This is a genomic window from Stenotrophomonas sp. B2 (assembly GCF_014947095.1).
Lineage (GTDB): Bacteria > Pseudomonadota > Gammaproteobacteria > Xanthomonadales > Xanthomonadaceae > Stenotrophomonas > Stenotrophomonas maltophilia_P.
In genome coordinates this window covers 183245-205880 of record NZ_JADCQA010000007.1, presented here as the reverse complement: position 1 = coordinate 205880, position 22636 = coordinate 183245, and the positions used below count along the sequence as shown (strand labels likewise).

The window sequence follows — 22636 nt, the reverse complement described above, 5'->3', positions numbered from 1 at the left end:
GTTGGAAGGTGCACACTGGCTGCATTCCCCGGAACCGAAGGAGCTACAGATGGACTTCCATGTTGACGGCATGACCTGCGGCGGATGCGCGCGCAGCGTGACCCGCGCGATCCAGAGCGTTGATCCGCAGGCCCGCGTGGTCGCCGATCCGCCGACAGGCCGCGTGCAGGTGCAGACCACGGCCAGCGAAGCGGAGATCTTCGCCGCTGTGAAGGACGCAGGCTTCCCGCCGCGCACCGCCTGATCGCCCGGCTCCGGGCGATGCTCACGTCCTTCTGAAGGAGCCACAGCACTCCCGCCGCGCAGGTGCGAAGGCCCCTGCGCCCCGCGGCTCAGCTCCGGCGCGCCTGCCGCCGCCGCGCCGCGACTGGCTCCGCGCCTTCCTCGCCCTCCTCCAGCCGCTGCAGGATCGGGCACTCCGGCCGCTCGTCGCCCGCACAGCAGCTGATCAGCGACTTCAGCGTATCGGCCATCTGCCGCACGTGGTCGATGCGCTGCTCGAGATCATCGATGTGCTGCTCGGCCAGGCGCTTGACGTCGGCGCTGTGGCGCGAGGTATCGTTCCACAGACCCAGCAGATCCGTGATCTCGGCGACCGAGAATCCCAGGTCCCGCGCGCGGCGTATGAACCGCAGTCGATGCACGTCGGCGTGCGAATAGGCCCGGTAGCCGGATGCCGTACGGTCGGCAGCAGGAATCAGCCCGATCTGCTCGTAGTAGCGGATCATCTTCGCCGAAACGCTCGATGCCTTCGCGGCCTCACCGATGTTCAAGACAGTCTCCTTTTCAGTGGCTGGCGGCGTCGGCCATCGGCGCCCGGAAGCGACGCAGGCGCAGTGCATTGCCCAGCACGAACACGCTGGACAGTGCCATCGCACCGGCGGCGAATACCGGCGACAGCAGGATGCCGAAAGCCGGATACAGCACGCCGGCGGCCACCGGAATCAGCGCGGTGTTGTAGGCGAAGGCCCAGAACAGATTCTGCCGGATGTTGCCAAGGGTGGCCCTGGACAGCGCGATGGCATTGGGCACGCCCAGCAGACTGCCGGACATCAGCACTACATCGGCCGATTCCACCGCCACATCGGTACCGGTGCCGATGGCCAGGCCCACATCCGCCTCCGCCAGCGCCGGCGCATCGTTGATGCCGTCGCCGACGAAGGCGACGTGACCATGCGCAGCCTTGAGGCGTCGCACCGCCTCCACCTTGCCTTCGGGCAGCACTTCGGCCACGACCTCGTCGATGCCCAGCTGGCGTGCGATCGCCTGTGCGGTGCGCGCATTGTCGCCGGTGATCATCGCCACCTTCAGTCCCAGCGCATGCAGTGCGGTGATGGCGGCCGGCGTGCTCGTCCTGATCGGGTCGGACACTGCGATCACCGCTGCCAGCCGGCCATCGAAGGCGGCGTACAGCGGCGACTTTCCTTCACCTCCCAGACGCTGCACCAGCGCGGCAACGCCATCGATATCAACGCCCTGCGTTCGCATGAACCGGTCGGCCCCGACTTCAATGCGGCTTCCCTGCACGATCGCACGCACCCCCATGCCGGTGACCGATTCGAACGCCTGCAGGGCCGGCACGGAGATGCCCTCCTCCTCGGCGGCCATCACGATCGCGCGTGCGATCGGATGCTCCGAGCGCGATTCAACGGCCGCGACCGCGCCCAGCACCGCCGCTCGCGCAAAACCGTGGCTCAGTTCCAGATCGGTCAATCGCGGGCGGCCCTCGGTCAGGGTTCCGGTCTTGTCCACCGCCACCACCCGCGCATCCTTCAGCAGCTGCAGTGCCTCGCCCTTGCGGAACAGCACGCCCATCTCCGCGCCCCGCCCGGTGCCGACCATGATCGAGGTCGGCGTTGCCAGCCCCATCGCACAGGGGCACGCAATGATCAGCACGGCCACGGCATTGACCAGGGCGAAGGTAAGCGCCGGGGACGGCCCGAGCAGCAGCCACGCCACGAAGGTGGCCAACGCGGCCAGCATCACCGCAGGCACGAACCACAGCGTGACCCTGTCGACCACGGCCTGGATCGGCAGTTTCGACCCCTGTGCCTGTTCAACCAGGCGGATGATCTGCGCAAGCACGGTCTGCGCACCTACCGCCGTGGCACGCACGGTCAGTGCTCCCTGCTGGTTGACCGTACCACCGACCACGGCCGCGCCCGATGCCTTTTCAACCGGAACCGGCTCACCGCTGATCATCGACTCATCGACGAAGCTGCGCCCCTCGACCACCTCGCCATCCACCGGGACGCGTTCGCCAGGACGTATTTCCACGAGGTCGTCACTGACCACCCCGCCCACCGGGACGTCGACCACCCGACCATCGCGTACTACGTGGGCGACCTTGGCCTGGAGCTTGACCAGCCGCTTGATGGCTTCCGACGTACGGCCCTTGGCACGCGCCTCGAGAAAGCGGCCCAGCAGGATCAGCGCGACGATCACCGCCGCAGCTTCGTAATAGACGTTCACCGTGCCGGGCGGCAGCAGCCGCGGTGCGAAGGTCGCGATCACCGAGTAGCCGAACGCCGCCGCGGTGCCCACCGCGACCAGCGAGTTCATGTCCGGTGCCAAACGCAGCAGTGCCGGAATGCCCTTCTGGTAGAAGCGCCGGCCGGGAATCACCAGAACCAGCGTGGTCAGCACGAACTGCACATACCAGCTGGCCTGCAACCCGATGGTCGACATCACCCAGTGGTGCATGCCCGGGATCAGATGCGATCCCATTTCCAGTACGAACACCGGCAGGGCCAGCACGCTGGCCAGTATCAGCGCGTGTTTGAGTTCAGCACGCTCGGCGTCCTTCTTCTCCCCGCCGTCATCGGCCTGCGCGCTGCCATCGAGAAGACGAGCGCCGTAGCCCGCCCTGTCGATCGCCGCCAGCAGCGCCTCCCCGTCTGCTGCGCCGCGAACGGTGGCACGCTCGATGGCCAGGTTGACGCTCGCCGCGCTCACGCCCGGCACGGCCAGCAGTGCGCGTTCGACCCGGCCCACGCAGGACGCGCAGGTCATGCCCTCCACGGCCAGCTCCACGGTCGTGGCCGCAACCTCATAGCCGACCTTGTGCACCGCCTGGATCAAGGCGGCGCGGTCCACCGGCCCCGACGGACGGATATCGGCACGTTCCGTGGCCAGGTTCACCGAGACGCTGCCGACCCCCTCCACCTTGGCCAGCGCGGCCTCGACCCGGCCTACGCAGCTCGCGCAGGTCATGCCTTCGATGGGCAGGCTGATCTGATCAGGCACGGAAGCGGCGGTGGTGGCGTGCGACAGACTCATGACGGGATTCCCGGATTCCTTCTGGACAGGAACAGGCTAAACCTTGCCATCGTGGGAAGGTCAAATCCAGCCTGTCCTGTCCGCCGGCCCAGCGTTCACTTCATCCGCGGGCCATGGATCCACCGGTCGAGGGTGGATCCATGGCGCGGGCTCAGAACGTGAACACGTATTCCAGCGCGAACTCGCGGCCAACTGCACCGAGCAGCCGGGTCGGCGCGAAATCGTAGTCCAGCTTGTAGGGATCCTTGTGGTTCCAGCTGGCCGAGTTGAAGACGTTGTTGACGTACACATTGACCTTGGCACGTTCAGTCACCTGATAGCCCACGTTGACGTTCCAGGTGATGAACGGTCCAACCCGGCCGTAGTAGCGCGCCGTGCGCTGGCCTGCATTCGGATTCGGATTCGGCGAACCATCGGGACGCGTGGCAGGTTCCAGGCAGTCCAGCGAAGGACTGTCGCTGGGTACGTAGCCATCGGAGAACGGCAGGCAGCCGCCGGGATTGTCCAGGCGGTCGGTGCCCCAGTGGTAACGCACGCCCGGCACCGAGCCGATGCGGTCGGCGTACACATTCGCGTTCCAGTGACCACGCTGCCAGGCCAGGCTCGCTCGCAGCTTGCTGCGCAGGTCGCGGTCACGGCGCTGCGGATTCGGATCCGCGGCATAGCGCTGCTCCTTGGTCGACAGCTGGTTGGTGTAGTTCACGCCGAACTGGAAGCTTCCCCATGCTGCGCTGTCCCACCGGTAACGCGCGGTCAGGTCGATACCGCGGACCTCCCGGCTGGCCAGGTTGAACGGCCCCCGCTCGATCGACACCAGGCGGCCATTGCTGTCGCGGTTCACGCGCGCCAGGATGCCGGCGCAGTAGTCCGCACCGGCCGGATTGGCCCACGGCGTGCCGTCGATGTTCAGTCCCGTGCGGCAGCCCGCTTCGCTGGCCAGCACCTCGTCGGCGCCGACATCGACGATCATGTCCTCCAGCTTGATCGCCCAGTAGTCGGCACTGATCGAAAGATTGGACATCACATCCCAGACGAATCCGACCGTCCATGAATCCCCCGTTTCCGAGCGCAGCAGCGGGGTACCGCGACGATTCACGTCGAACGTGTACCAGACATCGGTATTGCCCACGCCACAGTTGTTGACCAGATAGGCACCGCTTTCGATGCAACGCAGGCGGTCATAGGTCTGCACCTCGGAACTGCTGGGCTGCCCCAGCAGGTAGTGCATGTCAGGCGCGTGGAAGCTGGTGGCGTAGGAACCGCGTACCAGCAGCGACTCCACCGGCCGCCATTCCAGACCGACATTCCAGGTGGTCTCCTTCTGGCTGCCGATGTCCAGCGCCTCTGCATTGGCGTCGGCCTTGTAACTGCCGTAACGGTCATAGCGTGCCGCCGCGGTGGCGATCACGCTGTCCAGCAGTGGAATCTTGAACTCCACGCCCGCCGAGTAGCGCGTGCGCTCGCCGCCACCGCGATCAACGTTCTGCAGGTCGAAATCGATGCCGGCGCGAGGGTCGGGAGCAAGGTGATATCCCTGTTGCGCCACCTCGGCCACCGCCGCGAACGAAACAGGCCCCGCCCAGCCCTGGAACAACTCACCGGTGATGTCCGCCGACGCCTGGTTGACCCAGGAAGACGCACGGTTCTTCGCCACCGTACCCATCTGCCAGTACTGGTCCGGCGTGAGCGGGTTCCACCAGCGTGCTTCGTCCAGTGCGTAGATCGCTTCACCATCCGCCGTCGTACCCAGGCGCGGGCCGAGGAAGAAGTCATAGGACTTCTGCTCGTCCACTACATTCTGCCGCTCTTCCACGCGGTAGTAGGAACGGCCGATGGTGGCACTCCAGTCGAAGCGGTCCGCCAGGCGCCCGCGCAGGCCTGCACTCCAGTCCCAGGAGAGCTCCCGGTTGGTGTTGCGCAGGGTGTCCAGGCCGCCCACTTCGTTGGGCGTGAACTGGCGCACGCCCAGGATCGCGCGGTTGCGGTTGGCATCCCAGTAGTAGCCGTTGTCATCATCGATGAGCGTCACGCTGGGCGGATTGGTCCCCCAGACCGCCTCCGACCGGTACACCGCCAGGTTGGTCCAGCCCTGCAGGTCGCTGTCGAAATCGAACGTGGCATACAGATTGCCGGACACATTCTCGGCACCACCGGTCAGCAGCCAGTTGGCATAGTCGGCCGTCATGCCACACAACTGCCCGGTATTGGTGATCGTATCGGTGTTGTAGTTGTAGACCAGTCGATCGGCGGTGTAGTACTCGCCGTCGAACTTCTCACAGGTGCCGGTCGGCGGCGCCAGTCGCTGGCCGGTACCCGGGTCGATCAGGGCCAGGCCGGCGGTAGGACGGAAACCGACCTTGCGCTGTTCCATGTTCCAGGAGGGGCGCGGCGCATCATCGGCATCATCCATCTGCGGCCGGTCACGGCCGAACAGCGGATCGCGCTTGGTGTACTGCAGCGCGTAGGTCACGCTCCAGTTGTCTCCGGTCCTGCCACCCGCCCACGACAGATCCCAGGTATCGCGACCACCTTCAGTGGAGGTGCCGCCGCGCACGCGCACTTCGTCGCCGTCGTAGTGGGTCTTCAGGATGACGTTGACCACGCCTGCAATGGCATCCGAGCCGTAGATCGCAGAGGCACCGCCGGTCAGGACCTCGATGCGCTCCACCGCAGCGGCGGGAATGTTGCCGTAGTTGGAGAAATTGGTCTCCCCGCCATAGGGCAACGGGTAGTCGGCCACGCGACGGCCATTGACCAGCAGCAGTGAGCGGTTGGGGCCCATCCCGCGCAGATTCAGGCCGCTGGCGTTGGGCGTGTGCGAGCCCCACTGCGAAGCCGCCTCCACGGTGCCGGTGGCTTCGGTCAATGTCTTCAGCGCATCGTACACGCTGACAAAGCCTTCCTTCTGGATCTGCTGCGCGGTGATCACGTTGACGGGAGCTGGGCCTTCGACGCTGGCGCGCTTGATGCGCGAGCCAGTGACGGTGACCGCGTCGAGATCCTTGGTGGACGAGCCTGAGACTTCCTGTGCATTGGCAGCCAGCGGAAGCAGGGCCAGGACCAGGGCCTGGGACAGCAGGTGACGACGATTGCGGACGAACTGAGCCATGTGGTCGCTCTCGGAGGGTGTGGTCGCACGGATGGGTGGTGGCGCGGCACTACGGAAGATCCAGGTGCCGGGTCGGTTCAAGCCGGTTCCGGCGCCCCCCTGTGGATCGATCCAAACTAAAGCACGGCTGAACCGGAGAGAGCATTCCGCGACGCAACACGCCGCTGCGGATCCGCTGCCGTCCCCGCTTGAAAAGTAGATGAATCAGTGGCTTGCGCAGGTTGGCCGCCGCAGGCCGGAGATGAACTGATGACACGCGAGCGGCAGACCCGCGCGGAACCGACTTCGCCCGGTATCAGGACAGATCGCCGTCCAGCGCCCGCCGCAGCCCCGCCACGATTGCGGCATCGGTCTGATCCCAGTACGGGTCCAGCCCGCGCAGTGCCGGGTTGTGGAACTGCATGGCCGAGTGCCGGCGGCTCTTGGCCGACGCGTGCAGCTCAACGCAGCCGCTGTGCCGCGCCACCGCAGCGATGTTGGCCGGGTTCAGGCCAGCACCCGCCATCACGCTGATGCGCCCCGCCGCCCGGGCGACCAGGCCTTCCAGCACATCGACACCGGCAACCGCGCTGGCCTGTCCGCCGGACGTCAATACACGGCGGCACCCCAGAGCGATCACCTGCTCCAACGCCGCCGGAAGGTCACGCGCGGCGTCGAAGGCACGGTGGAACGTCACCTGCAGCGGACCCGCCGCCTGGATGAGCGCGCGGCACAGGGGCAGATCGATATCACCCTGCCGGTCCAACGCACCGATCACCACGCCATCGCAGCCCAGCGCACGGCACTGTGCGATATCGCGCAGCATCAGCTCGGCCTCCAGGGCGTCGTAGTGGAAATCGCCCGGCCGCGGCCGCACCAGCACGAACAGCGGAATCGACAGGCGTTCTCGGGCCATGGCGATGCTGGCGAACGACGGAGTGGTGCCGCCCTCGGTGAGGTTGTCGAACAGTTCGATGCGGTCGGCACCACCGGCCTGCGCGGCCAACGCCGAAGCCAGCGAGTTGCTGGCGATCTCCAGGGTGAGCCGCGTGCTCACGCCTGTGTGCTCGTGTAGATCGACGGTGAATCGCGCAGGTCGTCCTGGCGCTGCGCATCGCAGACGGCATAGACGAAGCCGCGATGCAGCGCATAGGCGCCCACCTCGCCCTGCTTGTTCATGGCCAGGAAGCACACCTGCAGGGTCCTGCTTGCCTCGGGACGCTTGCGTACCACGCGGTCGATCGCCTCACGGCAGGCCTGGGCGGGCGTTCGACCCTGGCGCATCAGCTCGACCACCAGGAACGAGGCCGCATTGCGGATCATCTCTTCGCCCACGCCCGATGCGGTGGCGGCACCGACCTCGTTGTCGACGTACAGGCCGGCGCCGATGATCGGACTGTCGCCGACCCGGCCGTGCAGTTTCCAGGCCATGCCGCTGGTGGTGCAGGCACCGGCGAGATGGCCCCGGGCATCCAGCGCCAGCATGCCGATGGTGTCGTGGTTGTCGCTGTTGCCGGGAAGGCCACGTCGCTCGGCGTTGATCTGGGGCTGGTACTTCTCGGTCTTCAACCACTCGCGCCAGGCCGCTTCGGCCTGCGGCGTCAGCAGACGCCTGCGCTCGAAGCCCTGCTGCACGGCGAACTGCTGCGCCCCTTCACCCACCAGCAACACGTGCGGGCTGTTTTCCATCACTTTGCGGGCCACCGACACCGGGTGCGGGATGTCGACCAGCGCGGCCACCGCACCGCAGCGGCCATCGCCGTCCATGATGCTCGCGTCCAGGCTCAGCACGCCGTCCCGATCCGGATTGCCGCAATGGCCCACGGTGGGATTGCACAGCTCGCTCTCGGCCCAGCGTGCGCCGGCCTCCACTGCGTCCAGGGCACTGCCGCCCTGCGCCAGGACCTTCCATGCCGCCTGGTTGGCCGGCACACCGAAGTCCCAGGTCGAGACCACCTTCGCTCCGCCCTGCACACGTGCCTGTACGCCCGGCAGGGCGGCCATGCCTGCCGCCAGCGCTCCGGCCTGCAGGAACTGCCTGCGATCCACCATGTTGCCTCCCAGTCTGCAACGTGTCGCCGGCCCGATGCCGGCAGCACCGATCAATCGTGTACGGGGTACCGCGCCGCATGCCAGACGGCGGCGCCCAGCACGCCCAGTTGGCCGTGTTCGACCCGCCATACCGGCACCTGCCGCAGCACGTCGGCCAGCACGCCCTTGTTGAGGAAGCGCTCGCGGAAGCGGCCATCGGCGAGGAAATCCTGCACGTGGGTGGAAATGCCGCCCGCCAGGTACACCGAGCGGGCCCCCACGGCGATGGCGGCATCGCCGGCCAGACTGCCCAACCAGGCGCAGAACACCTGCAGCGTCTCCACTGCAAGTGCGTCTTCGCCGCTGCGTGCGGCGCCGATCAGCGCTTCGGTGCTGGACCACACAGGCGTGACGCCACGCATCTCGCACAGGCACGGATACAGATTCATCAGACCGCTGCCGGACAGCACACGCTCGTTGTCCACATGTGGCCACCGCTGCAGCAGCCTGCCCAGCACCTCCAGCTCCAGCGCGTTGCCGGCCCCCAGGGCAGCGTGGCCGATCTCGCTGGGCAGCACCGGACGCCCGCCATCGGCGAAGCGCAGCGCCGCGCCCAGGCCGGTACCGGCCCCCAGCACCAGCGCCGGGAACGCCATCGCCGGGTCGGCATCGCCGTTCAATGGAACCAGGGTGTCGGCCTGCAGGTAGGGAATGGCCAGTGCCACCGCCTCGAAATCATTGATGAGCTGCAGATCGTCCAGACCGGACTGTGCGCGGGTGGCGGACAACGACACCGTCCACGGCAGATTGGCATTGATCAGCACATCGCCATCGAGCAGGCCGGCGATGGCGACCACCGCCGACCGCACCGGCAGTGCGAGGCTCCGGGTGAAGTCGGCCAGAATCGCCGCCAGGCTGGAATGATCGGCACACGCGTAGGTGCGATGACTGCCCAGCCGTGGCGCCTGCCCCGGCAGCGTTTCAGCCAGCGCCAGGCGGGCAAAGGTACCGCCGACATCGGCGACGACCAGGCTTCGCGGAAGACCGCCGCGGGAGGAGTCGGTGGAAACCGGGGGCACTGCTGCGATGGTCACTCTGGCCTGCTTGAATCGATTGAATCGCACCGATTCTCAGGCATCAGGGTCGCTTTGCCTAGCGCGGCGCAGCGCCGGCAGCCGACCCTGCCATGGCCTTGTCCGCAGCGTCCGGGTGGCGGCAGCCGGGACGCAGCGCGCAGCGGCACCTGCGGATCAGGGCTCTGCGGTCTGCAGACTATAACGGGTGGTGGCGGTGAATACCGCACCATCCGGCTGGGTCGAACGCACGTCGATCCTGTGGTCGCCCACGGCCAGGTGGGTGGGCAGCGCGCCGCGCCACAGATGCGGCGAAGCGGTGGCCTCCGGCGAGCGATCGTAACCGCGCAGCACGCTGGACAGGTCGTCCGCCGCATTCTCCACCAGCAGCCGCGGGTCGGGCTGGCGGACCTGCTTCATCGGCTGCCATGCCCCACCGTCCACGCGGTACTCGACCACGCTCGCGTCCTCACCCATGTACACGTTGGCATACACGCCCCACGCCGGATACGCGCCCTGGCGCAGCACCTTCGGCGCATGCAGGCCGATCTGTTCGCTGGCTGGCGCGCCGGCCACGCGATACTGCAGGCGATAGCTGCCGTTGCCAGCCACATCCAGCAACGCGTAGCCCTTTGGCGTGCCGTCGCTCATGGTGCTGTCCGGCACGCCGGCAGCATCCTTCACACCGGACCAGAACGCACCGCAGTTGGCACCGACGTTGTACTCGTGCAGGGGCTTTTCGCCGTGCCAGCCCTCGGCCTTGCCATGGTAGACATGCTGCTGGGTGTGGCTGTGGCCGCTCAGGACCAGCACGTTGCGGAAGTCCTTCAGCAGGTCGAACAGGCGCTGCCGGTCGGCGTGCCGGAAGCTCTCGCGACCCGGCGCTGCATCGAACAGCGGAATGTGCATGCCCAGCACCAGCAGGCGGTCGCGATGCAGACCCCTGAGGTAGGCGGCAAGGAACGCGAACTGATCCTCGCGCAGGCCACCGACATAGCTCGGCCTCGCCTTCGGGTCGTACACCACATCGTCGAGGAACACGAAGCTGGCACCGCCCTCCTCCACGGCGTACGTGTCCGGGCCGTAGACGTTGCGCCAGCTGTCCAGCGAATGCTCGTCGACGGCGGCATCGAAATCGAGATCGTGGTTGCCCGGCACATGGAACCACGGCGCGCCCAGCTGCGTGGTGACCTTGTTGATGGCCGGATACAGCGTCAGGTCATCATTGACGATATCGCCGAGCGTCGTGCCAAGCCGCGCCCGGGTCTGGCCGACCAGCGGCGCCACGATGGACTGCTGGTAGTAGCCGATGTCCTTGAGGCTTGCGGTCTGTGAATCAGTGAACACCAGCATCTGGAAACCACGCCGATTGTCATGACGATCCGTCTGCAGCGCGAAGTCCCAGTTGCGGGTGGCATCGCCGGTTGCGGCGATGCCACCGTACTTCAGTGCAGGCGAGCCGTTGGGCTGGAAATGACGCCAGAACGACGGCAGCCCGTCGCTCGCCTTCGGGAACGCGTACGCATCCGGCTTGATCACGAACACCGTCTGGCCCTCGCGCACGGGCAGGCTGTAGCTGCCATCGGCTGCGGTCTTCACGATGCGCTCGCCGTTGGACACCTGCACCCCGGCCAGGCCCGGGTCGGTCGCACCACGGCCGGGCCTGCCGTCGCGTTCCAGGTAGACCTTGCCGCTGACAACCGCATCCGCAGCCCAGGCCGGCGAGGTCAGCAACAGGCAGCACAGCCACGCAGCGGGCGATTTCATGGGCAATCCGGCAAAGAAGAGGACTGCCTATTGTAGAGCGGAGCCATGGCTGTCTGCCGCGCGGATGCAGCCGGGCCGGCGCCGGCGCCGAAAGCGCGTGCGGACCGCAGGCCACATGCAGCCATCAACGATGGCGCGTTTCCAGCACCCGGCGCGCGTCGTCAAGCGACAGGCCGCGTGCGCGCAGCAGCACCAGCAGGTGGTACAGCAGGTCCGAAGCCTCGCCCAGCAGCGCCGCGTCATCCTGTGCGACTGCGGCCAGAGCGGTTTCCACGCCCTCCTCGCCCACCTTCTGCGCGATACGGCGGATGCCGTCCTCGAACAGGCGGGTGGTGTAACTGCCGGGTGGACGCTGTGCTTCACGCGTGGCCACCAGTTGCCCCAGCCCGCCCAGGAAATCCTTCGGCGCCTGGTCGAAGCAGCTCTCCGCACCGGTGTGGCAGGTCGGTCCTGCCGGGCGGGCCAGCACCAGCAGCGTATCGGCATCGCAGTCCACGCTGATGGACTGCACCGCCAGCACGTTGCCGGACTGCTCGCCCTTGGTCCACAGGCGCTGCCTGCTGCGGCTGTAGAAGGTCATGTGCCCGACGGCAAGCGTCGCGGCCAGCGACTCCGCGCTGACGTAACCCAGCATCAGCACCTGCAGGGTATCGGCGTCCTGCACCACCGCGGGCAGCAGGCCGTCCCCCTTGCTCCAGTCCAGCCCCTGCAGGGCCTCCAGCGACGGTCGCACCTCAATAGACATCCCGTACCTCGATCTGCTGTTCGCGCAGGTAGCGCTTCAGGTCTGCAATGGCGATGGCGCCGCTGTGGAACACGCTGGCGGCCAGCGCACCATCCACGTCGGCGCGGTCGAAGGCCTCGGCGAAATGCTCCATCGTGCCCGCACCGCCCGACGCGATCAGCGGCACCTGGCACAACGCACGCGCCTGCTGCAGCTGGGCCACATCGTAGCCGCGGCGCACCCCATCGCTGTCCATGCAGTTCAGCACGATCTCGCCTGCGCCGCGGCGCTGTGCCTCGACGATCCAATCCAGCGTCCGTATGGGTACCGCTCGGGTCTTGTCCGGGTCGCCGCTGAAGCGGCGCACCCGCCATTCGCCATCGGCCTCGCGCACCGAGTCGACGCCGACCACCACGCACTGCACGCCGAACTCGGCAGCCAGCTCGTCGATCAGTGCGGGACGGCCCAGTGCCGGCGAATTGATCGAGATCTTGTCGGCACCGGCAAACAGCACCCGCCGTGCGGTTTCCACGCTGTCGATGCCACCGGCTACGCAGAATGGGATATCGATCAGCCGTGCGATGCGCTCGACCCAGGCCACATCGACCGAACGCGCCTCGGGGCTGGCGCCGATGTCGTAGAACACCAGCTCATCGGCCCCCTGGTCGCGGTAACGCTGCGCCAGCTCGGCGATATCCCCCATGTCCACGTGGTCACGGAAGCGCACCCCCTTGACCACCCGTCCTTCGCGCACGTCCAGGCAGGGAATGATGCGGCGACTCAGCATGCCAGCGCCTCCGCCAGGTCCATGCGCTGTTCCAGCAGCGCCTTGCCAAGGATGGCGCCGCCACAGCCGGCAGCACGCGCATCGGCCACGTCGGCCACATCGCGGATGCCACCGGAGGCCTGCACCTGCACGCCCGGCAGCAGCGACACCAGGTGCTGGTACAGGCCGATGTTCGGCCCGGCCAGCATGCCGTCGCGGGCGATATCGGTACACAACAGGTGGCGCATGCCCGCCCGTGCATACCGCAGCGCAAGGTCATCCAGGGTCACGCCCGCGTTCTCGGTCCAGCCATGCACCGGCAGCTGCCACTGGCCCTGAGGGTCCTGGCGTGCATCCAGCGCGATGGTGATGTGATCGGCACCGAACGCCTGCAGCCAGCCGACCACTTCATCGGGCCTGCGCACTGCCAGCGACCCTACCACCACGCGGCTCGCGCCCGCATCGAGAATGCGCGCCACATCATCACGCCCACGCACACCGCCGCCGGTCTGCACCTGCAACGTCGTCTGCGTGCGAACCGCCGCCAGCAGCGGGGCCAGCGTGTAGCCACCGGCACGCGCTGCGTCCAGATCGACCAGGTGCATCCAACGCGCGCCCTGCGCGGCGAATGCCTGCGCGCGCGGCAGGGGATCGTCGCCGTAGTGCGTTTCCTGCGCGTAATCGCCCTGCCGCAGCCGCACCACACGGCCTTCGCGGATATCCAGTGCGGGGTAGACGGTGAAACTCATGCAGCGGTGCCCTCGAGGAAGTTGCGCAACATCAGCGATCCGGTATCGCCGGAGCGTTCGGGATGGAACTGCGCACCGAAGTAGCGCCCCTGCTCCACCACGGCAGTGAACAGGCCGCCGTGATCGCAGGCGGCCACCGTATGGCTGTTCAATGGCGCTGCGTAGCTGTGCACAAAGTAAGCGCTTGCGCGATCAGGCACATCGCGCAGCAGCAGCGAGGACCGCAGTGGCAGCAGGCGGTTCCAGCCCATGTGCGGCACGCGGATGCCGCACGCCGGTACCAGCTTGCGCACCACCCCGGGAATCAGGCCGAGCGCTTCCACGCCGGCTTCTTCCGAGCGCTCGAACAACAGCTGCATGCCCAGGCAGATGCCCATCAACGGCACCTCGATCCGTCGCAACGGCTCCACCAGTCCCTGCGCGTGCAGGCGCTGCATGCCCGGCCCTGCCGCACCGACGCCGGGCAGGATCACCCGCCGTGCGCCCGCCAGCCCCTCTGCGTCGCGCACCAGCCGGACACTGGCACCCAGCCGTTCCAGCGCATAGCGTACGGAACCCAGATTGGCGCCGCCGGCATCGATCAGCGCGACTTCGCTCACAGGGCCCCCTTGGTCGAGGGCAGCGCCGTGCCCTGGCGCGCCAGTGCCGGGCGCAGCGCGCGGGCCAGCGCCTTGAAACAGGCCTCCACCTTGTGGTGGTCATTGTCACCGCGCACCTGCAGATTGAGGTTCAATCCACTTGCATCGCACAGCGAGCGGAAGAAATGCGGCACCAGTTCGGTCGGCATGTCGCCAACGCGCTCACGCTTGAACTCGCCCTCGAAGACGAAATAGGGCCGGCCACTGAAGTCCAGCGCTGCGCTGGCCAGGGTCTCGTCCATCGGCAGGGTGAACCCGTAGCGGCCGATGCCGCGCTTGTCACCCAAGGCTTCGCGCAGCGCCTGGCCCAGCGCCAGCCCGGTGTCCTCGATGGTGTGATGCTCGTCGATGTGCAGGTCGCCCTCGGCGCGGATGTCCAGCGCAAAACCACCGTGCTTGCCGATCTGTTCCAGCATGTGGTCGAAGAACGGCAACCCGGTGCGGATGTTGGCGTCACCGGCGCGATCCAGATCCAGCTCGACGCGTATCTTCGTTTCCTTCGTGTTGCGCTGGACCACGGCCGTGCGCGGCGCATCGGCCAGTGCGTGGGCGATGCCCGGCCAGTCCCAGTCACCGCCGAACTGCGCCGTGCGCAACTGGAAGCCACGGATGTTGAGGTTGTCGGCGAACTGCAGGTCGGTGATGCGGTCGCCGACCATCGCCGAGCGTGCCCAATCGATGCTGCGGTCCTGCAGGTAGGCCGTCATCAGGCCGATGCCGGGCTTGCGGGTCGGGGCATTGTCCTGTGGCCAGCTGCAGTCGATCAGCACGTCACGAAACACGATGCCCTGGCTTTCGAAGATCTGCAGCATCAGATCGTTCGGTCCGTCGAAGCTGGCGCGCGGATAGCCCTCGCTGCCGAGGCCATCCTGGTTGGTGACGATGACGAACTGGTAGCCGGCATCACGCAGCTTCAGCAGTGCCGGAATCACCTGCGGCACGAAGCGCAGCTTCTCGTAGGCGTCGATCTGGAAGTCGGAAGGTTCCTCGATGAGGGTACCGTCGCGGTCGATGAACAGGATCGGGGTCATGCAACGGCCCTCCGGGCCGACAGGGCCGCAAGCACGCGGTCATTCTCTTCGGGGCTGCCGATGCTGATCCGCAGCGCATCCTCCAGCTGCGGGGCTGCACGCTGGTCGCGCACCACCACGCCGGCCGCCAGCAACGCATCGAACGCGCCCTGGGCATCGGCGAAGCGCACCAGCAGGTAGTTGCCTGCGGACGCATGGACCTGGCGTACGCCAGGCAGGCCCTGCAGCGCAGTGCGCAGGCGCTCGCGTTCGGCGATCACGGTGGCCACGCGCTCGCGTGTGCGTGCCAGCGCCGCCGGCTGCAGCGCCTGCACCGCCAGTTCCGCGCACGGCGTTGGCACCGGATACGGTGCCTGGCAGCGACGCAGCACCGCGATCAGTTCCGCTGCGGCGATCAACGTTCCGATCCGTGCCGCCGCCAGCGCATGGGCCTTTGAAAGCGTACGCAGCACTGCCACATTGGCGTGCGTGGCAAGCAGGGAGGTCGCCGAAGGACGCTGCGCGTACTCGACATAGGCTTCATCGACCACGACAAGCGCCCGACCGCGCAAGGCTTCGGCCACACGCTCGATGTCGGCCAGGGCGATATCGCTGCCGGCCGGATTGGAGGGCGCACACAGAAACACCAGCTTCGCATTGCGTGCTCTGGCCGATTCGATCACCGCATCCAGGTCGGCGTGCAGGCCGTCGGCGGCATCGACCAGGGGCACTTCGATCAGAGGCGCGCCCTGCAGCCGTGCACAGACTGCATACATACCGAACACCGGCGGCGTGACCAGCACACCATCGCGCCCCGGCACGCACAGCGCACGCACCAGCAGGTCGATGGCTTCATCGCTGCCACGCCCAACCAGCACCTGTTGCGGCTGCACGCCGTACAGCGAAGCCAGTCCATCGCGCAACGCCTGTGGCTGGGGCTCTGGATAGCGCCGGCTGTGGCCCTCGGCGTCCGCGGGGTTGGCCCAGGCCGATTCGTTGGCGTTCAGCCAGACATCGCCCTGCACTGCCGCACTGCGCGCCGAGCTGTAACCTGCAAAGGCCTGCAGGTCGGTGCGCACCAGCGCCAGTACCTCGTCGATCCCGGCATTCATGCAGCCACCTCCATGCGCAGGGCAACGGCGCGCTCGTGCGCGTCCAGCCCTTCGGCGCTGGCAAGGGTGCGCGCGCAGCCGCCGATCGCCGCCAACCCGGCGGCGCTGGCACTCTGCACGCTGATGAAGTTCTGGAAGCTGGCCACGCTGACACCACTGTACGCACGTGCGGCGCCTGCGGTGGGCAGCACATGGTTGGTACCACTGCAGTAGTCGCCCAATGCCTCGGGGGTGTAATCACCCAGGAACACCGAGCCTGCAGCCTGCACCCGATCAAGCCAGCCGCGTGGTTCGCGCAGGGCCAGGATCAGGTGCTCAGGGGCGTAGCGGTTGCTGATCGCGAAGGCATCGGCCAGCGTGTCGACCAGGATCAGGCGCGACGCCGAAAGCGCCTGGCGGGCGATATCCTGCCGCGGCAGCAGCGCGACCTGGCGTTCCACTTCGGACTCGACCGCGGCCAGCATCGCGGCATCATCGGTCAGCAGCAGCACCTGCGAATCGGGGCCGTGTTCGGCCTGCGACAGCAGATCGGCAGCCACAAACGCCGGATTGGCACCGGCATCGGCAATCACCAGAACTTCCGACGGCCCTGCAGGCATGTCGATCGCCGCTGCACCGTTCTGCGCGACCTGCTGCTTGGCTTCCGTGACGAAGCTGTTGCCGGGCCCGAACAGTTTGTCGCAGGCCGGAACGCTGGCGGTGCCATAGGCCATCGCAGCGATCGCCTGCGCGCCGCCCAGCTTGAAAACGCGTTGCACGCCGGTCAGCCGGGCAGCCACCAGCACCGCCGGATCGGCGCTGCCATCGGCGCGCGGGGGTGTGCACAGCACTACCTGCGGGCACCCGGCCAGCTGCGCCGGCACGCCCAGCATCAACGCCGTGGACGGCAACGGTGCGCTGCCGGCCGGCACATACAGGCCGACCCGGCCGATCGGCCGCAGCATGCGTTCACAGACCACGCCCGGCGCGGTCTCCACCGCATAGCCCTGGCCCATGCCTGCGCTGTGGAAGCGCGCGATGCGCCCGGCCGCTTCCACCATGGCCTGGCGCAGATCGCCTGGCACCGCCGCTTCGGCAGTCGCGAATTCGGCGTCAGACACTTCGAAAGACGGCAGTTGCACACCGTCAAAGCGTGCGGTGATCACACGCAGCGCCTCGTCGCCCTGCGCGCGCACCTGCGCGATCAGGGTCGCGACCGCATCGCGCGTCTGCTGGGCCACGGCCTGCACCGGGCGGGTCAGTGCCGCGCTGCGCGCAGCCTCATCAAGTTGCGACCAGATCAGACGATTCATGCCAGCGACCGCTCCACGCTCAACACCATCAGGCCCTGCGCGCCCGCACGCTCAAGCTCTTCCATGCGCTGCCAGCTCAGTGGTCCGGGGCACATGGTCTGCAGCCGCAGCGTGCCGCCGTCAGCCGGCAGGCGCTCCAGCGGCCCGGCATCGGCCAGCAGCTGGGCCAGGGCATCAACACGGTCTTCGCTGGCGCGGAACATCAGCAGCTTGCGGTCCTGCTTCTGTACCACGCCATCGAGACGGCGCAGCAGCATGACGCGCAGGCCCGCTCGAGCGTCATCGGGCACGCGCACCGCACCGGCCAGCACCGCCTCGCTGTCCAGCAGGTTGTGCACCGGCACAAGCTGGTTGGCACGCAGGGTGGCACCACTCGACACCAGATCGCAGATCAGGTCGGCCGTGCCCAGCCGTGGGGCGATCTCAACCGAACCGGACAGCTCCACCACCTGCGCGTCCACGCCCTGCTCAACCAGCCATGCCTTGAGGATGGCGGGATAGCTGGTGGCGATCCGCATGCCGGCCAGCTGTGCCGGCCCCTGCCATTGCCAGTCCTCCGGCACCGCCAGCATCAGCCGGCACTGGCCGAAACCCAGCCCCCGCAGGGCCTGATAGGCATCCGGCAGGCCGATCTGGCGACGCGCGGCGGCCTGCTCGTCCAGTTCGTTGCGACCGACGATGCCCAGGTCGCAGACACCGTCGGCAATCAGGCCAGGAATGTCGTCGTCGCGCACCAGCAGCAGGTCCACCGGCAACGATTCTCCGTAGCAGAACAGCTTGTCGCGGCTTTCGCGCCAGCTCAAGCCGCAGGCACTGAGCAGGTTGCGGGCGGGCTCGGCGAGCCGCCCGCTCTTCTGGATGGCGATACGCAGCCGGTCTCGTGCCGGGGCTGCCTGGGTTGCACTCATGGGAAGGTCTCGAAGTTCGGTACGGGGCGCGGATCAGCGCGAGGCCAGACGGTCGATGGCAGCGGCATAGCCTCGATGGCCATGCTCGAGCGAGCGCGCCACCCGTCCGGTGGTGGTCACGCTGACCCCGGTGCGCTCGTGGATCTCGCGGTACGGCACCCCCTGCTGCAGCAGCGGCACCACTTTCCAGCGGTCGGCCATGGCCTCCAGCTCGGCCGGAGTACACAGGTCACGCAGGAAAGCCATGACCTGCTCCGGCTCACGCAGGGCCGCGAACGCCTGGGCCAGGGCTTCCAGATCGGCCTGGGGGTCTTTGGCGGCGATGTCGGGGCGGGCTTTCACGGGGCGGATCTCTTGCATCAATGTAATAGCGCGCTAGTACATTAGCGCATTCTTGCGCAGTGCGTCAAACCACCCCACCGCCTCCACCCGAGCATTCAGGTTCCGGAAACGAAAAACGCCCGCCAGAGGCGGGCGTCTTCCAGGTCAGCGCCGCCCCATCAGGAGAGCGGCGGCACGGCAATGTCAGTTCACACCATCACCTTCGACTGTTCCAGTTCCACCTGCAGGGTGCTGGCCAGCTCCTCGCGGGATACCTCGAACTGCTGCTCGCGGAGCAGATCCTTCACCGCCACCACCCCCCGCGCCAGTTCGTCCTCGCCGGCGAGCGCCACGAAGCGGATGCCCGCCTTGGCCGCGTACTGGAACTGCTTGCCGATCTTCTTCGGCTCCATCTGCACTTCGGTGTTGATGCCACCGGCCCGCAGGCGGCGGGCGATATCCAGTGACTGCGCCATGCCCTGCTCGTCCATCAGCGCCACCAGCGCCTGCACGCTGCTGGCCTCGATTCCGTCGATCAGGCCCGCCTCACGCAGCTGCCAGAACAGGCGCGACAGGCCGATCGAAATGCCGACGCCGGGCAGCTTCGACTTGCTGTAGTGGCTGGCCAGGTCTTCATAGCGGCCGCCGGAGCAGATCGAACCGATCTGCGGGTGGTCGGTCAGCGTGGTCTCATAGACGGTGCCGGTGTAGTAATCCAGGCCACGGGCGATGGAGAAGTTGAGGCAGTAGGCACTCTCCGGCACACCCAGCGCCTGCACCAGCTGCAGCACTTCGCGCAGCTCTGCAACGCCGGCACGCAGCGTTTCCGAGGACCCCGCAGCGTCCTCCAGCGCCGAAAGCTGGGCCAGCGCATCGGCATGCCCCTGCGAACGCACGGCCACGAATGCCAGGATCTTCTCGACCTGTCCGGCCGGAATGCCGAACCCGTCGCCCACCAGCGTCTCGCGCACGTAGTCGGCGCCCCGCTTGTCCAGCTTGTCCACTTCACGCAGCACCGCCAGCTGGCGCTCGCCCTCGGCCACGCCCAGGCTTTCGAAGAAGCCACGCATCAGCTTGCGGTTGTTCAACTGGATGCTGAAGTCTCCGATGCGCAGCTCCGAGAACACCGCGTGGATCACCGCCAGCACTTCGGCGTCGTACCGCACGCTCAGGCTGTCCTTGCCGATCACGTCGATGTCGCACTGGTAGAACTCGCGGAAACGGCCGCGCTGGGCACGCTCACCACGGTACACCCGCTGCATCTGGTAGCGCCGGAACGGGAACGTCAGTTCGTGCTCATGCTCAGCCACATAGCGCGCCAGCGGCACGGTCAGGTCGAAGCGCAGGGCCATTTCCGGAAGCGAGCGGTCACCCGACTCGGCGGCATTGGCCAGCGCACCGGTGGACTGCACGAAGTACACCTGGCGCTCGGTCTCGCCACCGGACTTGGTCAGCAGCACATCGGACAGCTCGAACACCGGCGTCTCCACCGGCAGGAACCCGAAGCGCTCGTAGTTGCGGCGGATGACGTCCAGCATGCGCTGGAACGCAATCTGCTCGCGCGGCAACAGCTCAAGGGTGCCGGGCGGGGTACGGGGCTTGATCACGGGAGCAACTCCTGCTGGAACGGGACGTGGGAGGGGGCGACATTCTAGCGCCCTGGAGCGCGCGGCCGCCTGACGCAGGGTCGAACAGCCGCTTGAAGTATCATAAGGCCCTCCCCGCCCGCGATACGCCCACGCACCATGTCCCGGCCTTCCGGCGCCCCGTCCGCCAACAACGACATCGCCGGGCAGTCCTGCTCCACGTTGGACTGCCTGCACTGCTCGGTCCGCCACCTGGCGGTGTGTTCGGCACTGTCTCCTGACGAAGTGCAGGCACTTGAACAGGTGACCGTCTCGCAGGCGGTGACGATGGGCAGCACCCTCGCCCGCACCGGCGAAGAGCGCCAGCATGTCTATACATTGACCGCCGGCGCACTGCGCCTGGTGCGGACGCTGGCCGACGGCCGCCGCCAGATCAATGGCTTCGTGCTGCCGGGCGACTACCTGGGCCTGAGCGGCAGCGACCATCACCGCTACGACATCGAGGCGATCGCTGACAGCCGGGTCTGCCGCGTCGCGCTGCCGCAGATGAAGGCGCTGCGCGGGCGTTATCCGCACCTGGAGCGCAAGCTGCTGCAACGCGCCTGCCAGGAGCTGGACGCTGCGCAGGATGCGGCCCTCGCCCTGGCGCGGCTGCAGCCCGCGGAAAAGCTGGCTGACTTCCTGCTGCGCCTGGCCGCGCGCGAGGCGCGACTGGGCGGCGACGGCCTGCGCGTCTCGCTGCCGATGGGGCGCGGCGACATCGCCGACCACCTCGGCCTGACCATGGAGACAGTCAGCCGCACCTTCACCAAGCTGCGTCAGCAGGCGCTGATCGCGCTGCCGCACCTGAACGTCGTGGAGATCCTCGACGAGGACGGGCTGCGCCAGCTGGCGGGCGAAGTCCAGGGTTGAGCGTCGCGCCACGACCTGCGCCCGGTGGTACCGGGCGCCCCACCCTACCCCTTGCTTCAGACGACACCGCGCCATGCCCGGCACCTGTCCGTCAGCGCAGCAGCACCTCGCGCAGCGCCGCATAGTCGGCAGCCAGCGGTTCCGCATGCGCGGGACGCTGCAGCAGCGCCGCCAGCGCCGGAGGCACCGGCACTGCTTCGCCGATCAATGGCTCCACCACCGCCTCGAACTTGGCCGGGTGCGCGGTTGCCACCACCGCCCAGTCGCCCTTCGCCCCGCCCGCGCGGAGGTCCTGCAGCACCTTCACTGCCGTCGCGGTATGCGGGCAGAACAGCTCGCCCCCACTGGCGTGCGCACTGGCGATGGTGGCGCGGATGGTCACATCATCCACCGCGAAAGCACGGAGGGCTGCGCGCAGTTCGGCATCGTCGCCGTCGTACAGCCACCGCAGGCGCTCGAAGTTGCTCGGCGCGCCCACATCCATCGCATTGGCGACCGTGGCGACACTGGCCTGCGGCTGATACGCGCCGCCCTCGAAGTACTTCGGCAGCACATCATTGGCATTGGTGGCCAGCACGATCTGGCCGATGGGAACCCCCAGCGTGCGTGCGAGCACCGCAGCCATCGCGTTGCCCAGGTTGCCGGTCGGCACCACCAGATTGAGCCGGCGCCGATGCTGCCCATGATGGGCCAGTGCCGCATGCGCGTAGTAGCTCATCTGTGGCAGAAGACGCCCCAGGCTGATGCTGTTGGCCGAACTCAGCGGCACGTCCGCCTGCAACGCCCGATCGGCCAGCGCCTGCTTGACCATGGCCTGGCAGTCGTCGAACGAACCCGCCACGCGCAGCGCCTGGATGTTGTCGCCGAAGCAGCCGAGCTGGTGCGCCTGGCGCGGCGATACCCGGCCATCCGGATACAGCACCACCACGCGCACGCCCGGTTGGCGATGGAAGGCCGCCGCCACGGCGGCACCGGTATCACCGGACGTGGCAACGACGATCGTCAGGTCGCGTCCCTTGCCCGCCTGCAGCCTCGACAGCGCGCCTGCCAGGAAACGTGCGCCGATGTCCTTGAAGGCCGCAGTGGGACCATGGAACAGCTCGAGGACGTAGTCTCCACCGCCAAGCGGACGCAACGGCACCGGAAAATCGAACGCCTCACGGCAGATCGAAGGCAGCGCCTCCTGCAGCGCGTCGCCGTCGAAGAAGGGTGCCAGCAGATCGGCGGCGGTTTCGGCGAGGGTCTCGCCCTGCTGCACATGATGCGGCGCAGGCAAGGCGCTGGGCACATACAGCCCCCCATCGGGGGCGAGGCCGGCGGCGATGGCAGCACTCAGGCCTACGGCCGGCGACTGGCCGCGGGTGGAAACGAATTGCATGG

The 22636-nt window shown here is 67.6% G+C and carries 20 protein-coding genes; 2 read left to right on the top strand and 18 right to left on the bottom strand.

Translation table 11 applies throughout. The features are described from left to right. Positions 1 to 49: 49 nt before the first annotated feature. A complete protein-coding gene (locus IMX13_RS10600) occupies positions 50 to 244 on the top strand; it encodes a heavy-metal-associated domain-containing protein (RefSeq protein ID WP_053516712.1) in 195 nt (64 codons plus the stop codon). A gap of 88 nt (positions 245 to 332) precedes the next feature. On the opposite strand, the gene cueR is transcribed toward IMX13_RS10600, so the two are convergent. The 17 genes from cueR to hisS all read right to left on the bottom strand — a co-directional run bounded on the left by cueR (position 333) and on the right by hisS (position 20365). Then, positions 333 to 773, bottom strand: a complete 441-nt coding sequence (gene cueR, locus IMX13_RS10595) for a Cu(I)-responsive transcriptional regulator (protein WP_193396324.1) — start codon at positions 771 to 773, stop codon at positions 333 to 335. Between the two features lie 13 nt (positions 774 to 786). After that, the gene (locus IMX13_RS10590; protein WP_193396323.1) at positions 787 to 3279 is read right to left on the bottom strand and encodes a heavy metal translocating P-type ATPase; all 2493 of its coding nucleotides are present in this window, start codon (positions 3277 to 3279) and stop codon (positions 787 to 789) included. Between the two features lie 151 nt (positions 3280 to 3430). Then, a complete protein-coding gene (locus IMX13_RS10585; RefSeq protein ID WP_193396322.1) occupies positions 3431 to 6388 on the bottom strand; it encodes a TonB-dependent receptor in 2958 nt (985 codons plus the stop codon). A 295-nt stretch (positions 6389 to 6683) separates the two neighbouring features. Next, entirely contained in the window at positions 6684 to 7424 is a 741-nt protein-coding gene (locus tag IMX13_RS10580) for a copper homeostasis protein CutC (RefSeq protein WP_193396321.1), read from the bottom strand. Next, positions 7421 to 8419 (bottom strand): N(4)-(beta-N-acetylglucosaminyl)-L-asparaginase, encoded by a 999-nt coding sequence (locus tag IMX13_RS10575; RefSeq protein WP_053516718.1) that lies wholly within the window; start codon positions 8417 to 8419, stop codon positions 7421 to 7423. The genes IMX13_RS10580 and IMX13_RS10575 overlap by 4 nt, the downstream gene beginning before the upstream one ends. A gap of 50 nt (positions 8420 to 8469) precedes the next feature. Then, positions 8470 to 9492, bottom strand: coding sequence for a glucokinase (locus IMX13_RS10570; RefSeq protein WP_193396320.1), 1023 nt, complete (start codon positions 9490 to 9492; stop codon positions 8470 to 8472). 156 nt (positions 9493 to 9648) lie between these two features. Further along, positions 9649 to 11238, bottom strand: a complete 1590-nt coding sequence (locus tag IMX13_RS10565; protein WP_193396319.1) for a calcineurin-like phosphoesterase family protein — start codon at positions 11236 to 11238, stop codon at positions 9649 to 9651. A 124-nt stretch (positions 11239 to 11362) separates the two neighbouring features. Continuing rightward, a complete protein-coding gene (hisIE, locus tag IMX13_RS10560) occupies positions 11363 to 11983 on the bottom strand; it encodes a bifunctional phosphoribosyl-AMP cyclohydrolase/phosphoribosyl-ATP diphosphatase HisIE (protein ID WP_053516720.1) in 621 nt (206 codons plus the stop codon). Further along, positions 11973 to 12749: an imidazole glycerol phosphate synthase subunit HisF gene (gene hisF, locus IMX13_RS10555; protein WP_053516721.1), complete on the bottom strand. Its 777-nt coding sequence runs from the start codon at positions 12747 to 12749 to the stop codon at positions 11973 to 11975. The genes hisIE and hisF overlap by 11 nt, the downstream gene beginning before the upstream one ends. Continuing rightward, positions 12743 to 13477: a 1-(5-phosphoribosyl)-5-[(5-phosphoribosylamino)methylideneamino]imidazole-4-carboxamide isomerase gene (gene hisA, locus IMX13_RS10550; protein WP_053516723.1), complete on the bottom strand. Its 735-nt coding sequence runs from the start codon at positions 13475 to 13477 to the stop codon at positions 12743 to 12745. The genes hisF and hisA overlap by 7 nt, the downstream gene beginning before the upstream one ends. Continuing rightward, the gene (gene hisH, locus IMX13_RS10545) at positions 13474 to 14076 is read right to left on the bottom strand and encodes an imidazole glycerol phosphate synthase subunit HisH (protein WP_053516724.1); all 603 of its coding nucleotides are present in this window, start codon (positions 14074 to 14076) and stop codon (positions 13474 to 13476) included. Before hisH ends, hisA begins: the two co-directional genes overlap by 4 nt. Beyond that, complete coding sequence (gene hisB / locus IMX13_RS10540; protein ID WP_193396318.1) at positions 14073 to 15146, bottom strand: bifunctional histidinol-phosphatase/imidazoleglycerol-phosphate dehydratase HisB; 1074 nt, start codon at positions 15144 to 15146, stop codon at positions 14073 to 14075. Before hisB ends, hisH begins: the two co-directional genes overlap by 4 nt. Further along, a complete protein-coding gene (hisC, locus tag IMX13_RS10535) occupies positions 15143 to 16237 on the bottom strand; it encodes a histidinol-phosphate transaminase (protein WP_193396317.1) in 1095 nt (364 codons plus the stop codon). The genes hisB and hisC overlap by 4 nt, the downstream gene beginning before the upstream one ends. After that, positions 16234 to 17529: a histidinol dehydrogenase gene (gene hisD, locus IMX13_RS10530; RefSeq protein ID WP_193396316.1), complete on the bottom strand. Its 1296-nt coding sequence runs from the start codon at positions 17527 to 17529 to the stop codon at positions 16234 to 16236. Before hisD ends, hisC begins: the two co-directional genes overlap by 4 nt. Next, the gene (gene hisG / locus IMX13_RS10525; RefSeq protein ID WP_193396315.1) at positions 17526 to 18437 is read right to left on the bottom strand and encodes an ATP phosphoribosyltransferase; all 912 of its coding nucleotides are present in this window, start codon (positions 18435 to 18437) and stop codon (positions 17526 to 17528) included. Before hisG ends, hisD begins: the two co-directional genes overlap by 4 nt. Positions 18438 to 18470: 33 nt before the next feature. Further along, on the bottom strand, positions 18471 to 18797 hold the full coding sequence (locus tag IMX13_RS10520) for a YerC/YecD family TrpR-related protein (RefSeq protein WP_065182704.1): 327 nt from the start codon (positions 18795 to 18797) through the stop codon (positions 18471 to 18473). A 170-nt stretch (positions 18798 to 18967) separates the two neighbouring features. Next, positions 18968 to 20365, bottom strand: coding sequence for a histidine--tRNA ligase (gene hisS, locus IMX13_RS10515; RefSeq protein WP_053516730.1), 1398 nt, complete (start codon positions 20363 to 20365; stop codon positions 18968 to 18970). A 138-nt stretch (positions 20366 to 20503) separates the two neighbouring features. Between hisS and IMX13_RS10510 the strand changes: the two genes are divergently transcribed. Then, positions 20504 to 21256, top strand: a complete 753-nt coding sequence (locus IMX13_RS10510) for a helix-turn-helix domain-containing protein (RefSeq protein WP_193396314.1) — start codon at positions 20504 to 20506, stop codon at positions 21254 to 21256. A gap of 91 nt (positions 21257 to 21347) precedes the next feature. Here the strand turns inward: IMX13_RS10510 and thrC are convergent, their stop codons facing one another. Further along, a complete protein-coding gene (gene thrC / locus IMX13_RS10505; RefSeq protein ID WP_065175579.1) occupies positions 21348 to 22634 on the bottom strand; it encodes a threonine synthase in 1287 nt (428 codons plus the stop codon). Positions 22635 to 22636: the final 2 nt, after the last annotated feature.

Coding starts and splice junctions, on each gene's coding strand:
- IMX13_RS10600 (WP_053516712.1), top strand. CDS start 50: ATGGACTTCCATGTTGACGGCATGACCTGCGGCGGATGCGCGCGCAGC.
- IMX13_RS10590 (WP_193396323.1), bottom strand. CDS start 3,279: ATGAGTCTGTCGCACGCCACCACCGCCGCTTCCGTGCCTGATCAGATC.
- IMX13_RS10585 (WP_193396322.1), bottom strand. CDS start 6,388: ATGGCTCAGTTCGTCCGCAATCGTCGTCACCTGCTGTCCCAGGCCCTG.
- IMX13_RS10575 (WP_053516718.1), bottom strand. CDS start 8,419: ATGGTGGATCGCAGGCAGTTCCTGCAGGCCGGAGCGCTGGCGGCAGGC.
- IMX13_RS10565 (WP_193396319.1), bottom strand. CDS start 11,238: ATGAAATCGCCCGCTGCGTGGCTGTGCTGCCTGTTGCTGACCTCGCCG.
- hisIE (WP_053516720.1), bottom strand. CDS start 11,983: ATGTCTATTGAGGTGCGACCGTCGCTGGAGGCCCTGCAGGGGCTGGAC.
- hisF (WP_053516721.1), bottom strand. CDS start 12,749: ATGCTGAGTCGCCGCATCATTCCCTGCCTGGACGTGCGCGAAGGACGG.
- hisA (WP_053516723.1), bottom strand. CDS start 13,477: ATGAGTTTCACCGTCTACCCCGCACTGGATATCCGCGAAGGCCGTGTG.
- hisB (WP_193396318.1), bottom strand. CDS start 15,146: ATGACCCCGATCCTGTTCATCGACCGCGACGGTACCCTCATCGAGGAA.
- hisC (WP_193396317.1), bottom strand. CDS start 16,237: ATGAATGCCGGGATCGACGAGGTACTGGCGCTGGTGCGCACCGACCTG.
- hisD (WP_193396316.1), bottom strand. CDS start 17,529: ATGAATCGTCTGATCTGGTCGCAACTTGATGAGGCTGCGCGCAGCGCG.
- hisG (WP_193396315.1), bottom strand. CDS start 18,437: ATGAGTGCAACCCAGGCAGCCCCGGCACGAGACCGGCTGCGTATCGCC.
- IMX13_RS10520 (WP_065182704.1), bottom strand. CDS start 18,797: ATGCAAGAGATCCGCCCCGTGAAAGCCCGCCCCGACATCGCCGCCAAA.
- IMX13_RS10510 (WP_193396314.1), top strand. CDS start 20,504: ATGTCCCGGCCTTCCGGCGCCCCGTCCGCCAACAACGACATCGCCGGG.
- thrC (WP_065175579.1), bottom strand. CDS start 22,634: ATGCAATTCGTTTCCACCCGCGGCCAGTCGCCGGCCGTAGGCCTGAGT.